Origin of the sequence: Saccharothrix saharensis (assembly GCF_006716745.1) — a bacterium.
GTDB lineage: Bacteria > Actinomycetota > Actinomycetes > Mycobacteriales > Pseudonocardiaceae > Actinosynnema > Actinosynnema saharense.
The window spans coordinates 6526881-6538771 of record NZ_VFPP01000001.1; the positions used below are offsets into that span (position 1 = coordinate 6526881).

Below are 11891 nucleotides of genomic sequence, written 5' to 3' on the forward strand. Positions count from 1 at the left end.
GACCGAACCAGTGACGCACGTCGCTGGGGCGGGCCGGGCTCCGTGCGGCAGACTGCACGGCGGACCACCGCCGGAGTTGACAGGGAGAAGTCGTGACCGCAGCCCCCGAACAGGTCGATGTCCTCGGCGTAGCCCGCGAGCAGGTGCTGGAGCAGGGCGTCGGGCTGTCCGAGGAGCAGGTGCTCGAAGTCCTCCGCCTGCCCGACGACCGCATCCCGGAGCTGCTGGAGCTGGCGCACGCGGTGCGGATGCGCTGGTGCGGGCCGGAGGTCGAGGTCGAGGGCATCGTGTCGCTCAAGACCGGCGGGTGCCCCGAGGACTGCCACTTCTGCTCGCAGTCCGGGCAGTTCCCCTCACCGGTGCGCTCGGCGTGGCTGGACATCCCCGGCCTGGTCCGAGCCGCCCGGCAGACCGCCGAAACCGGCGCGACCGAGTTCTGCATCGTGGCCGCGGTGCGCGGGCCGGACAAGCGGCTGCTGTCGCAGGTCCGCGACGGCATCAAGGCCATCCGCGAGGACGGCAACGACATCCAGATCGCGTGCTCGCTCGGCATGCTCACCCAGGAGCAGGTGGACGAGCTGGTGGAGATGGGCGTCCACCGCTACAACCACAACCTGGAGACGGCCCGCTCCCACTTCCCGAACGTGGTCACCACGCACTCGTGGGAAGAGCGGTGGGACACGCTGAAGATGATCCGCGCGGCGGGCATGGAGGTCTGCTGCGGCGGAATCATCGGCATGGGGGAGACGCTCGAGCAGCGCGCGGAGTTCGCCGTGCAGCTCGCCGAGCTGGAGCCCGACGAGGTGCCGCTGAACTTCCTGATCCCCAACCCCGGCACGCCGTACGAGAACTACCCGGTGGTCGAGGGCCCCGAGGCGCTGCGGACCGTCGGCGCGTTCCGGCTCGCCCTGCCGCGCACGATCCTGCGCTTCGCGGGTGGCCGGGAGCTGACCTTCGGCGACCTCGGCGCGAAGCAGGGCATGCTGGGCGGCGTCAACGCGATCATCGTCGGCAACTACCTGACCAACCTCGGCCGGCCCGCGCAGCAGGACCTCGACATGCTGACCGAGCTGTCCATGCCGATCAAGGAACTGAGCAAGACCCTGTGACCACGGGACTGGGTGCGGTGACGTACTGCGGGTATTGCGGCAAGGCGCGCGCGGAGGGCGACCACTCCGCGTGCGCGTCCCGGCTGGGTGTGATCGACCCGCCGCGGTTCTGCGCGGAGTGCGCGCGCCGGATGGTGGTGCAGGTGACACCCGCCGGGTGGACGGCCACGTGCAGCCGTCACGGCGAGATCACCTCCGCGCGGTAACCTGCCCTGCATCTGGTCACGGGTGCAGGGAGGTCGTCGGGTGGCGGAGCAACCGGTGGACGAGCGGGCGACGCCCGTTCGGGTGCCACCCGCGCCGGCGTTCGAGTACTACTACGTGGTGCAGCGGCCGCGCGTCGTGGTGAAGCGCGACCTGCTGCCCGCGTTCTCCGTGCTCTCGGCGATCTCGCTGTTCGGCCTGCCGCTGGGCTGGCTGTGGGCGTGGCTCGCGCCGCCGCAGAACGTGGTGGCGCAGCAGGACGGGTCGCTGATCCCGGTCACCGGCGAGAGCTACCACCGGCTCGACGGGTTGATGCTGTTCGTGTTGATGGGGTTGGCCGCCGGGCTGATCACCGGCATCGCGGTGTGGTTGCTGCGGGAGCGGCGCGGCCCGGTCGTGATGCTGGCCGCCACGCTCGGCGGTGGGCTGGCGGCTTACCTGGCGCAGTTGACCGGTACGGGTGCGGCCGGCAGCCGGTACGCCGTCGACGCCGCGCCCGCGGTGGGTGACGTGATCGCCCTGGCCCCGGTGCTGGAGACGTGGTGGGGCTTGCTGGCGTGGCCCTTGGGCACGGCGCTGGCGTACGGCTGCCTGGCCGCGTGGAACGGTCTGGACGACCTCGGCCGCCGGCTCGGCTAGAGCCGGTAGGCGGTGTCGGGCACGTCGGTGACGAACATGTGCCCCGGCGCATGGGTGATCGCGAACGGCGGTTCCGACGCCATCACGGCCGCCTGCGGCGTCACGCCGCACGCCCAGAACACCGGCACGTCGCCCTCGTGCGGTGCGGTCCGGTCGCCGAAGTCGGGCCGGTCCAGGTCCGCGATGCCGAGGGCGCCCGGATCGCCCACGTGGACCGGCGCGCCGTGCACGGCGGGCATCCGGGCCGTGACCTCCCGCGCGGTCCCGACCAGGTCGGCCGGGACGTAGCGCAGGGAAACGACCATCGGGCCGTGCAGGCGGCCGGCGGGGCGGCACTCGCGGTCGGTCACGTACATCGGCACGTTGACCCGCTGCTCGACGTGCCGCAGTGGGACGTCCGCCCGCCGGAGCGCGGACTCGAACGTGAAGCTGCACCCGATGAGGAACGCGACCAGGTCGTCGCGCCAGTGCGCGGAGGCGTCGGTGGGCTCGTCGACCAGCTCGCCGTGCTCCCAGATCCGGTAGCGGGGCAGGTCGCGCCTCAGGTCGGCGCCGCCCGCGAGGACGGTCGTGGTGCCGCCCCGGTCGGTGACGTCGAGGACGGGGCACGGCTTGGGGTTGCGCTGGGTGAACAGCAGCACGTCGTAGGCCCACTCCGCGGGGACCGCGATGAGGTTGGCCTGGGCGTAGCCGTCCGCGAGCCCGGCCGTCGGGCCGTCGTGGTGCGCGCGCACCTGCTCCGGTGTCGTCGTCGTCATCGCAGCTCGACGCCCTTCGTCTCGGGGAGGCCGAGCAGGGCGAGCACGGCGATGCCGTAACCGACCGCGCCGAAGATCATCGCGCCGCCGACGCCCATGCTCCCGGCCAGGAACCCGACCAGGGCGGGGAAGAACGCGCCGACGCCGCGGCCGAAGTTGTAGGTGAAGCCCTGGCCGGTGCCGCGCAGCTCGGTCGGGTACAGCTCGGCGAGGTAGGAGCCGAAACCGCTGAAGATCGCCGACGTGGTGAACCCGAGCGGGAACGTGATGAGCAGGATCAGGCCGTTCGCGCCGGCCGGGATGTTGGTGAACAGCACGATGAGCAGCGCGCTGAGCACGGCGAACAGGGTGAACGTGCGCTTGCGGCCCAGCCGGTCGGTCAGGTAGCCGCCGGTGAGGTAGCCCGCGAACGCGCCGCTGATCAGCAGGGCCAGGTAGCCGCCGGTGCCGACGACGCTGAGGCCGCGTTCGGTCTTGAGGAACGTCGGCACCCAGCCGGCCAGCGTGTAGTAGCCGCCCTGGACGCCGGTGGCCAGGAGCGCGGCGAACAGCGTGGTGCGGCCGAGCTCGCCCCGGAAGACGTCCCTGATGCGGCCCCTGGGCGGGTCGGTCGCGAGTGCCCGTTCGGCCCGGGGCGCGTCCTTGACGTTGCGGCGGACGTAGAAGACGAGGACCGCGGGGATCGCGCCGGTCCAGAACAGCACGCGCCAGGCCAGGTCCGGCGGCAGGAAGCTGAACACGGCGGTGTAGACGACCACGCTCAGGCCCCAGCCGACGGCCCACGAGCTCTGGATGAACGCGACCGTGCGGCCCCGGTACCGCGGCTTGCAGTACTCGGCGACGAGGATCGCGCCCGCCGCCCACTCGCCGCCGAAGCCCAGGCCCTGCAGGGCGCGGAAGACCAGCAGCATCTCGTAGCTGGTGGCGAAGCCGCACAGGACCGTGAAGACGGCGTAGGTGATGACGGTGATCACCAGGGTGCGGACGCGGCCGATGCGGTCCGCGAGGATGCCCGCGATGGCGCCGCCGAGGGCGGAGACGACCAGCGTGACGGTGGTGAGCAGGCCCGCTTCGCCCGTGGTGAGGCCGAAGTAGGCGGTGATGGCGACCAGGCTCAGGGGCAGGACCTGGAAGTCGTAGGCGTCCAGGCCGTAGCCGCCGAACGCGCCGATGAACGCCCGCTTGCCGTTGCGGCCCAGGGCTTGGAACCAGGCGAACGGACCGCGGTCTTCCTTGGTGGGGTCGGTGGGGCCCGTGTCGGGGGTGCTCGTGTCGGGGGTGCTCATGTCGGGGGTCACCTCGCAGCCGAGAGGGTGTGCCGTGGACCACACGGTAGAGGATTGTTGAACAATCCCACTAGAGGGCAATAGGACGAATCAACACGCACTCGTCCGAGTGACCGCGCGCACCCCGCGCACACGACGACGGGGCCCGCCGCGGTGGCGGACCCCGTCGTGGGAGGCCGGCTCGGTGCCCAGGCTCGGTGCCCAGGCCTCGGTGCCCAGGCCGGCTGCGAGGAGGCGGCGTACTCCCGCTCCCGGTCGAGCCCGTCCTCGGTGGTCACGACCCGCTTCACGGCGTAGCGCGGCACCGGCGGCGCCCTTCCGGGCCCGGTGCGTGCGGAGTGAGCCGTCGGCGGGGGTCAGCGCCGCTCAGGCGTCGACCGCGCCCTTCCGCTCGTCGTACGCGGGGTGGAACTTGCGGATCAACGCGGACGTCTCGGCGTAGTCGAGTTGGCCCGACGTGGGCTGGTGGCCGATGAACGTGTAAGTCAACCGGGAGCCGAGCGCGGGGAAGAAGATGCGTGACGCGGTGCCGATGGCGCCCATCGCGATCACGATCATCTCGGTATCACCCGAATTGACCAACAATGATGCCAACACCTTCAGGTCGGCCGTTGTGGTGGCCATCGTGGAAATCTTCACGATATCCGCGCCGACCTCTTTCGCGCCCCGTACCACGGCGTCGAGTTCGGCGATGTCGGGCGTGTGGTCGAAATTGTGGTACGACACGATCGCCACCGCGTCGTGCGCGTGCGCCGCGGCCACCACGTCGGCCACGATCGCCCGTGCCGACAGCTCCACGTCCACCGCGTCGACCAGGGGCGCGACCTCGCGGAACAGCTCGAGCCGGGCTTCCTCGCCGCCGGTCCACCCGCCGCCCTCCGCCGCCGAGCGCACCGTCGCCAGCACCGGCAGGCCGTCGAACGCCCGCACCTGCGCCCGCACGTGCCCGGCGTCGGTCCGGGAGAACCGGTCGATGCGCAATTCGGCCACGTCGACCCCGGCCGAACGCGCCTCCGCGGCCGCCCGCTCGCTGTCGTCGTCGGAGAAGCTCACCGCGATGAGGGGGATGCCGAGTCCGAGCAGCGCGCGCATGCCGTTCATCCGCGGGATCCTACACCGGCCACCGGAACGGCTAGTTGCGATGAGGCAGGTGGCCCAATTCCGACAACGGCGCGGGCACCGCGCTCAACGCGTCGAGAATGCCCGCCTCGCGGTGCAGCACTTTCCGCACCATCCGCAGCCGGCGCGCGGGCGAGGTCTCCTCCAGCAGCCGCTGCCGGTCCTCCAGGGTCAGCAGGCAGTCCCCGGCCAACGCGTACGCCAGCTCGGCCACCCCCGTGTCCGGGCCGGGCGGTCGCCCCACGCTCTGGTACGCCGCCTGCCGGTACCGCCCGTGCGCCGCCCGCGCGCTGTCCGCCAGCAGCGGCAGCACCGCCTCCACCTCGGGCGGCGCGGCCGTGTCCGGCAGCCACTGCACCGTCGCCACCAGGTAGGGCGCGCTCTCCTCGTCGACCTCCAGCAGCCGGAACCGCCTGCCACCCTTCGTGGTCAGGTCGAACCGGCCGTCCGGCAGCCGCCGCGCCTCCTGGAGCACGGCCGTGCACCCGACGTCGGACAGCGCCTCGACGTTCTCCGCGCCGACCTCCCAGCCCTGCTTGATCGACACCACGCCGAACGTCTTCTCCGGCACCGCGCCCGTCACCAGGTCGACGGTCAACTGCCGGTACCGCGGCTCGAACACGTGCAGCGGCAGGGACGCCCCGGGCAGCAGCACGGTACCCAGCGGGAACAGGGGGAGCGTCGTGGTCACGAACCCAAGCTACGGGTGGACGGTGGTCGCAGCACGGCGAACGGGTCGGTGACCCGCATTTCGCCGGACACGAACCGGAACAGCGCGGCGGGCCGGCCGCCGGACGGCCCCGGCTGCACGGTCCCGCCGGTGGGCTCCAGCAAACCCCGCCGGGCCAGCACGCGTTGCAGGTTGGTCGCCGACACCTTGTACCCCAGCGCCGCCGAGTACAGCGCGCGCAGCGCGGAGATGGTGAACTCCGGTGGCGCCAACGCGAAACCCAGGTTGGTGTAGGACAGCTTCGACGCCAGGCGGTGCCGGGCGCGGCGGCAGATCGCCTCGTGGTCGAACGCGGTCGCGGGCAGCGCGTCCACCGGGTACCACGCGGTGTCCGACGGCACCACCGGGTCGATGTGCGAGGGCACCAGGCCGAGGAACGCGGTCGCCACCACGCGCGGTCCGGGCACCCGCGAGGGGGCGCTGAAGACGGCCAGCTGCTCGACGTGTGACAACTGTCGCACGTCGACTTTCTCCGCCAGCTGACGGCGGATCGAGGCCTCGACGTCCTCGTCGTCGCCCAGCCCGCCACCGGGCAGTGACCAGCGGTGGGCGTGCGGTTCGCGGGCCCGCTCCCACAGCATGACCTGGAGTGATCCGGCTCTCACCTGGAGCACCGCGGCCAGTACTTCATGTTCCGCCAGTCCCACTCGGCTGATACTATCGGCCACGTTTTCGACCGATAGGCGAAAACCTGGCTCTAGGGAGGAACCCATGGTCGCTACCGCCTACGTGGAGCGAACCTCGGACGGCGCCTACGACGGGATCGCGCCGGACGCCGCATGGCGGGACGAGGTGTTGGAGCTGGCGCGGCAGCGGGACGCGGTCATCCTGGCGCACAACTACCAGCTGCCCGAGATCCAGGACATCGCCCACCACACCGGGGACTCCCTGGCGCTCAGCCGCATCGCGGCCGCGAGCGACGCGTCCACCATCGTGTTCTGCGGCGTGCACTTCATGGCCGAGACCGCGAAGATCCTCGCGCCGCACAAGACGGTCCTCATCCCGGACGAGCGGGCGGGCTGCTCGCTGGCCGACTCGATCACGGGCGAGCAGTTGCGCGCGTGGAAGGCCGAGCACCCCGGCGCGGTCGTCGTCTCCTACGTCAACACCACGGCGGAGGTGAAGGCGGAGACCGACATCTGCTGCACCTCGTCGAACGCGGTGGACGTGGTGCGGTCGATCCCGGCGGACCGGGAGGTGCTGTTCCTGCCGGACCAGTTCCTCGGCGCGCACGTCAAGCGCGAGACGGGCCGGGAGAACCTGCGCATCTGGGCGGGCGAGTGCCACGTGCACGCCGGTATCAACGGCCCGGAGCTGGCCGAGCGCGCGGCCGCCAACCCGGACGCCGACCTGTTCATCCACCCCGAGTGCGGCTGCGCCACCTCGGCGCTCTACCTCGCGGGCGAGGGCACCGTCCCGGCGGAGAAGGTCAAGATCCTCTCGACCGGAGACATGATCACCGCCGCGCGGCGGACCAGCGCGAAGTCGGTCCTGGTCGCCACCGAGATCGGCATGCTGCACCAGCTGCGCCGGGCCGCGCCGGAGATCGACTTCCGCGCGGTGAACGACCGGGCGTCGTGCCGGTACATGAAGATGATCACCCCGGCCGCCCTCCTGCGCGGGCTGCGCGAGGGCAAGGACGAGGTGCACGTGGACCTGGAAACCGCGAAGCGTGCCCAGGGCGCGGTCCAGCGCATGATCGAGATCGGGCAGCCCGGCGGCGGGGAATGAGCACCCCCGCGTGGGAGGCCCGCGCCGACCTGCTGGTCGTCGGCACGGGTGTGGCCGGTCTGACGGCGGCGCTGCGCGCGCGTGAGCTGGGGCTGCGGGTCCTGGTGGTGACCAAGGCCGCCGGCGAGGACGGCAACACCCGGTGGGCGCAGGGCGGCGTGGCCGTCGTGCTGCCCGGCGAGCACGACGAAGGCGACACCGTCGAGCTGCACGTGCGCGACACGCTGGTGGCCGGGGCCGGCCTGTGCGACGAGGCCGCGGTCGAGGCGATCATCGCCGGCGGCCCGGCCGCGGTGACGCGGCTGCGCGAGCGGGGCGCGGTGTTCGACGCCGGGCCGACCGGTGGGCCGGCCCGCACGCGGGAGGGCGGGCACAGCGCGTTCCGGGTGGTGCACGCGGGCGGTGACGCGACCGGCGCGGAGGTCGAGCGCGCGCTGTTGGCGGCGGTGTCGGACGGTCGGGTGCCGGTGCTGGAGAACCACGTCGCGGTGGACGCGGTGCGCACGCCGCTCGGCCAGGTGTGCGGCCTGCTGGTGCTGGACGGCAACGGCGTGCCCGGCGTGCTCGGTGCGCCCGCCGTGCTGCTGGCCAGCGGCGGTCTCGGCCAGCTCTACCAGGCCACGTCCAACCCGGAGGTGGCCACCGGCGACGGCCTGGCGCTGGCGTTGCGCGCGGGCGCGGTGGCGGCGGACGTCGAGTTCGTCCAGTTCCACCCGACCGTGCTCTACACCGGGCGCGGCGCGCGTGGCCGGTGCCCCCTGGTCACGGAGGCGGTGCGCGGCGAGGGCGCGGTGCTGGTCGACGCGACCGGCGCGCGGGTCATGCGCGGCGTGCACCCGCTGGAGGACCTGGCACCGCGCGACGTGGTGGCGGCGGCGATCACCCGGCACATGGCGGGCGGTCCGGGCGGCGTGGACGACCACGTGTTCCTCGACGCCACGGGCATCTCCGACTTCGCGCGCCGGTTCCCGACCGTGCACGCGGCCTGTCTCGCGGCGGGCATCGACCCGGCGGCCGGGCCGATCCCGGTCGCGCCGGCGGCGCACTTCGCGTGCGGCGGCGTCGTGTCCGATGTGGACGGGCGGACGGGCGTGACCGGCCTGTACGCGGCGGGTGAGGTGGCCCGCACCGGGCTGCACGGCGCGAACCGGCTGGCGTCCAACAGCCTGCTCGAAGGTCTGGTCGTGGGCACGCGGGTGGCCGAGGCGGTCGCGGCGGACCTGGCGCTGGGCGTGCTGGCCAAGCCGTCGGCGTCGGCCGCGGTGGAGCTGCCGACCGCGCCGGTCGCGGCCCGGGACTCGTTGCAGCGCGTCATGTCCCGGTACGCGGCGATCGGCCGTGACGCCGAGGGCCTGGCGGTGGTCGGCTCGGTGCTCGACCTGTCCACCGCGGACCGCACGCTGGACAGCCGGGAACTGGTCGAGGACGCGGCGCTCACGGTGGCCGCGCGGGCGTTGATCGCGGCGGCGGCGGAGCGCGAGGAGTCGCGCGGCTGCCACGTGCGCACCGACTTCACCGAGCGGGACGACCTGCGCTGGCAGCGCAGCCAGGTGGTCCGGCTCAACCCGTCCGGCCAGCCGGTGCTGGCCGATCCGGCAGTGGCCAGGGGAGTGGCATGAACCTCGGACTGGATCTGGACGACGCGCGGCGCGTGATCGCGACGGCGCTGGAGGAGGACCTGCGGTACGGCGCGGACGCGACGACGGTGGCGACCGTGCCCGCGGACGCGGTGGCCGTGGCGGAGCTGACGCCCCGCGCGGCCGGTGTGCTCGCGGGCATCCCGGTGGCGCTGGAGGTGTTCCGGCAGGTCACCGACGTGGAGGTGCTGGAGGAGCGGCGGGACGGCGACAAGGCCGTGCCGGGCGAGCCCGCGCTGGTGCTGCGCGGCCCGGTGCGCGGCCTGCTCACCGCCGAGCGCACCGCGCTGAACCTGCTGTGCCACCTGTCCGGCGTGGCCACGCTCACCGCCGCCTGGGTGGACGAGGTGGCGGGCACCAAGGCGCGGGTGCGCGACTCCCGCAAGACCCTGCCGGGCCTGCGGCTGCTGGAGAAGTACGCGGTGCGCTGCGGTGGCGGTGTCAACCACCGGCTCGGCCTCGGCGACGCGGTGCTGATCAAGGACAACCACGTGCGCGCCGCGGGCTCGGTCCGGGCGGCGCTGGCCGCCGTGCGCGCCCACGCGCCGCACCTGCCGTGCGAGGTCGAGGTCGACTCGCTGGACCAGCTCGACGAGGCCGTCGCCGAGGGCGCGGAACTCGTGCTGCTGGACAACTTCACCGCCGCCGGGTGCGCGGAGGCGGTGCGCCGGGCGGGAGGCGTCGCGCTGGAGGCGTCCGGCGGGCTCACGCTGGACGTGGCCAGGTCCTACGCCGAGACCGGCGTGGACTTCCTGGCCGTCGGCGGCCTCACGCACTCCGCCCCGGCGCTCGACCTCGGGCTGGACCTGCGCTAGCCGCCGACGGTGGGGTCGCGCCCGAGCCCGGGGCACGGGGCACGGGCGCGACCTGGTCAGGAGTCGCGCCGCCCGGTCCGGTCGTCGCGCTCCACGTCCACCCGTTCCTTGCGGACCTCGCCGCGGACGTGCTGCTCCTCGGTCACGGTCTGCTTGTCGAGCCGGACCTTCTCCGCCGGTGTGGTCCTCTTCTCCACCACCGGTTCCTGGCGGTGCAGCGTGACCTCGGTCTCCTCGTCGGTGAACGCGCGGTCGGTCGGCGCGCCGTCGGCGGGCTCGCGCACCACGCGCACCTCCTCGTGCGACACCGGCACCGTCACGTCCTTCTGCTCGGTCACGGTGTGCTTGACCAGCCGCACGCGGCCGGCCTCGACGTCGCGCGTGCCGACGTCCAGCTCTTCCTCGTAGCGGGTGACCGAGTCGCCGGAGCGCGCCTCGTGGCGGCCGCCCTGCCCGGCGGCCGGGGCCCGGCCCGAGGTCGTCGCCTCGCGGCGCACGTCGCCGATCCCCTCGGCGCGGGTCTCACCGGGCATCCCGGTGCCGCGGGTCTCGCCGCGCGTCACCCCGGACGTCCGGCCGGCGCCCGGCATCGGCGTGGGCTTGGTCTCGCCGCGCCCGCGGCCCGGCAGCCGGTCGTGGTCGCCGGAGCGGTGCGACGGGATCAGGCCGTAGTACGCGTACAGCTCGTCCTGCTGCTTGTCGGACATGTGCTCGTCGGAGACGTCGATCTTCGGCGCGTCCTTGACCTGCTGCTTGTCCACGGGGACGGTGATCACCCCGTTGCCCAGCGTCGCGTCCTGGATCGGCACGAACGACTCCTTGAGACCGAACATGCCGGTGTGCACCGACGCCCACATCGGGCGCCCGTCCCGATCGTCGAGCCACACCTGCTTCACCGAGCCGATGCGCTCGCCGTGCTCGTCGATCACGTCGCAGTCGTACAAGCGGTCCACTTCGGCCTGGTTGATCATGGCCGGGTCCCTTCGCGTGTCGTTTTGGTCCCGCGGAGGGCTTCCCGGCGCGAAGGGCCACCTATTCGGCTGCCACCTGTTCGTGTGAGGCAACATCCCTCGAAAGAACTTCAGAGCCGGCGATTCGCCAGGACGGGCAAGGCGTTCCTCGCGCGCGTGACACTCTCGGTGTCCACTTCGGTCAGCACGAGGCCCGGCTCGCCCGCCAACTGCTCGACCACCTCGCCGAACGGCGACGCGACGGTGCTGTAGCCGATGCCCGTGGGCGCGCCGTGGTCGACGCCCGGATCGGCCTGGCCGCAGGCCAGCACCCACGACGTGCAGTCCAGCGCGCGGGCGCGGACCAGCAGCTCCCACTGCTCCCGCTTGCCCGGTCCCGCGCCCCACGACGCGCACAGCAGCACGGCCGTCGCGCCGCGGTCGGCCAACGCCCGGAACAGCTCCGGGAACCGCACGTCGTAGCAGGTGGCCAGGCCGAACGTGACGCCGTCGACCTCGACGGCCACCGGCGCCGCGCCGGGTGCGACCGTGTGCGACTCGGTGAACCCGAACGCGTCGAACAGGTGGATCTTGTCGTAGCCGACGTGGTGGCCGGCGCCCGTGACCAGCAGGGTGTTGGTGACCCGGCCGTCGGGTGCGGGCGTGAACATGCCCGCCACCACGACCACGCCGTGCTCGTCGGCGATGTCGCGCACCGCGCTCGCCCACGGGCCGTCCAGCGGCTCGGCCACCGGGCCGAGGGGGACGCCGAAGCGGCACAGGGTGGCCTCGGGGAACACGACCACGCGGGCGCCCGCGGCCGCCGCGCGCCCGGTCTGCGACCGCACCAGGTCGAGGTTCGCCGCCGGGTCGCTGGACGAGGTGATCTGGCAGAGGGCGACACGCATGTGGC

Annotated in this window: 13 protein-coding genes; 6 read left to right on the forward strand and 7 right to left on the reverse strand. The window is 73.0% G+C overall.

Annotated elements, in window-relative coordinates; translation table 11 throughout:
- Nucleotides 1–92 precede the first annotated feature (92 nt).
- From bioB to FHX81_RS29785, 3 genes are read left to right on the forward strand one after another with little or no spacing between them, the layout of a single operon-like run.
- Complete coding sequence (bioB, locus tag FHX81_RS29775; RefSeq protein ID WP_141981472.1) at nt 93–1109, forward strand: biotin synthase BioB; 1017 nt, start codon at nt 93–95, stop codon at nt 1107–1109.
- Nucleotides 1106–1315, forward strand: a complete 210-nt coding sequence (gene bsaP / locus FHX81_RS29780; RefSeq protein WP_246108029.1) for a biotin synthase auxiliary protein BsaP — start codon at nt 1106–1108, stop codon at nt 1313–1315. The genes bioB and bsaP overlap by 4 nt, the downstream gene beginning before the upstream one ends.
- A gap of 40 nt (nt 1316–1355) precedes the next feature.
- A complete protein-coding gene (locus tag FHX81_RS29785) occupies nt 1356–1952 on the forward strand; it encodes a DUF2567 domain-containing protein (protein ID WP_141981474.1) in 597 nt (198 codons plus the stop codon).
- Here the strand turns inward: FHX81_RS29785 and FHX81_RS29790 are convergent.
- The 5 genes from FHX81_RS29790 to FHX81_RS29810 all read right to left on the reverse strand — a co-directional run bounded on the left by FHX81_RS29790 (nt 1949) and on the right by FHX81_RS29810 (nt 6492).
- Nucleotides 1949–2710 carry a putative hydro-lyase gene (locus tag FHX81_RS29790; protein ID WP_141981476.1) on the reverse strand — a complete coding sequence of 254 codons (762 nt, stop codon included), beginning with the start codon at nt 2708–2710 and terminating at the stop codon, nt 1949–1951. The two genes, FHX81_RS29785 and FHX81_RS29790, sit on opposite strands and share 4 nt — an antisense overlap.
- Nucleotides 2707–3996 carry an MFS transporter gene (locus FHX81_RS29795; RefSeq protein ID WP_141981488.1) on the reverse strand — a complete coding sequence of 430 codons (1290 nt, stop codon included), beginning with the start codon at nt 3994–3996 and terminating at the stop codon, nt 2707–2709. The genes FHX81_RS29790 and FHX81_RS29795 overlap by 4 nt, the downstream gene beginning before the upstream one ends.
- 366 nt (nt 3997–4362) lie before the next feature.
- A complete protein-coding gene (gene aroD / locus FHX81_RS29800; RefSeq protein WP_141981489.1) occupies nt 4363–5097 on the reverse strand; it encodes a type I 3-dehydroquinate dehydratase in 735 nt (244 codons plus the stop codon).
- 31 nt (nt 5098–5128) lie between these two features.
- The gene (locus FHX81_RS29805; protein ID WP_141981491.1) at nt 5129–5806 is read right to left on the reverse strand and encodes an LON peptidase substrate-binding domain-containing protein; all 678 of its coding nucleotides are present in this window, start codon (nt 5804–5806) and stop codon (nt 5129–5131) included.
- Nucleotides 5803–6492 carry an NUDIX hydrolase gene (locus FHX81_RS29810; protein WP_281291756.1) on the reverse strand — a complete coding sequence of 230 codons (690 nt, stop codon included), beginning with the start codon at nt 6490–6492 and terminating at the stop codon, nt 5803–5805. The genes FHX81_RS29805 and FHX81_RS29810 overlap by 4 nt, the downstream gene beginning before the upstream one ends.
- Before the next feature lie 64 nt (nt 6493–6556).
- Here FHX81_RS29810 and nadA point away from each other — a divergent pair, with 64 nt between their 5' ends.
- Genes nadA through nadC form a run of 3 tightly spaced genes read left to right on the forward strand, consistent with a single transcriptional unit; the run spans nt 6557 to nt 10028 of the window.
- Nucleotides 6557–7576, forward strand: a complete 1020-nt coding sequence (gene nadA / locus FHX81_RS29815; RefSeq protein WP_141981493.1) for a quinolinate synthase NadA — start codon at nt 6557–6559, stop codon at nt 7574–7576.
- The gene (locus FHX81_RS29820) at nt 7573–9195 is read left to right on the forward strand and encodes an L-aspartate oxidase (RefSeq protein WP_141981495.1); all 1623 of its coding nucleotides are present in this window, start codon (nt 7573–7575) and stop codon (nt 9193–9195) included. Before nadA ends, FHX81_RS29820 begins: the two co-directional genes overlap by 4 nt.
- Nucleotides 9192–10028, forward strand: coding sequence for a carboxylating nicotinate-nucleotide diphosphorylase (gene nadC / locus FHX81_RS29825; protein WP_141981497.1), 837 nt, complete (start codon nt 9192–9194; stop codon nt 10026–10028). Before FHX81_RS29820 ends, nadC begins: the two co-directional genes overlap by 4 nt.
- A 56-nt stretch (nt 10029–10084) precedes the next feature.
- On the opposite strand, the gene FHX81_RS29830 is transcribed toward nadC, so the two are convergent.
- Together FHX81_RS29830 and FHX81_RS29835 are read right to left on the reverse strand one after the other, a co-directional pair.
- The gene (locus FHX81_RS29830) at nt 10085–10999 is read right to left on the reverse strand and encodes a DUF2382 domain-containing protein (RefSeq protein ID WP_170232218.1); all 915 of its coding nucleotides are present in this window, start codon (nt 10997–10999) and stop codon (nt 10085–10087) included.
- A 110-nt stretch (nt 11000–11109) separates the two neighbouring features.
- Nucleotides 11110–11886, reverse strand: coding sequence for a carbon-nitrogen hydrolase family protein (locus FHX81_RS29835; RefSeq protein WP_141981500.1), 777 nt, complete (start codon nt 11884–11886; stop codon nt 11110–11112).
- Nucleotides 11887–11891: the final 5 nt, after the last annotated feature.

Bases quoted from the DNA above. Each gene is read 5' to 3' on its own strand.
- FHX81_RS29790 (WP_141981476.1), bottom strand. From the start codon at position 2,710: ATGACGACGACGACACCGGAGCAGGTGCGCGCGCACCACGACGGCCCG.
- FHX81_RS29795 (WP_141981488.1), bottom strand. From the start codon at position 3,996: ATGAGCACCCCCGACACGAGCACCCCCGACACGGGCCCCACCGACCCC.
- aroD (WP_141981489.1), bottom strand. From the start codon at position 5,097: ATGAACGGCATGCGCGCGCTGCTCGGACTCGGCATCCCCCTCATCGCG.
- nadA (WP_141981493.1), top strand. From the start codon at position 6,557: ATGGTCGCTACCGCCTACGTGGAGCGAACCTCGGACGGCGCCTACGAC.
- FHX81_RS29820 (WP_141981495.1), top strand. From the start codon at position 7,573: ATGAGCACCCCCGCGTGGGAGGCCCGCGCCGACCTGCTGGTCGTCGGC.
- nadC (WP_141981497.1), top strand. From the start codon at position 9,192: ATGAACCTCGGACTGGATCTGGACGACGCGCGGCGCGTGATCGCGACG.
- FHX81_RS29830 (WP_170232218.1), bottom strand. From the start codon at position 10,999: ATGATCAACCAGGCCGAAGTGGACCGCTTGTACGACTGCGACGTGATC.
- FHX81_RS29835 (WP_141981500.1), bottom strand. From the start codon at position 11,886: ATGCGTGTCGCCCTCTGCCAGATCACCTCGTCCAGCGACCCGGCGGCG.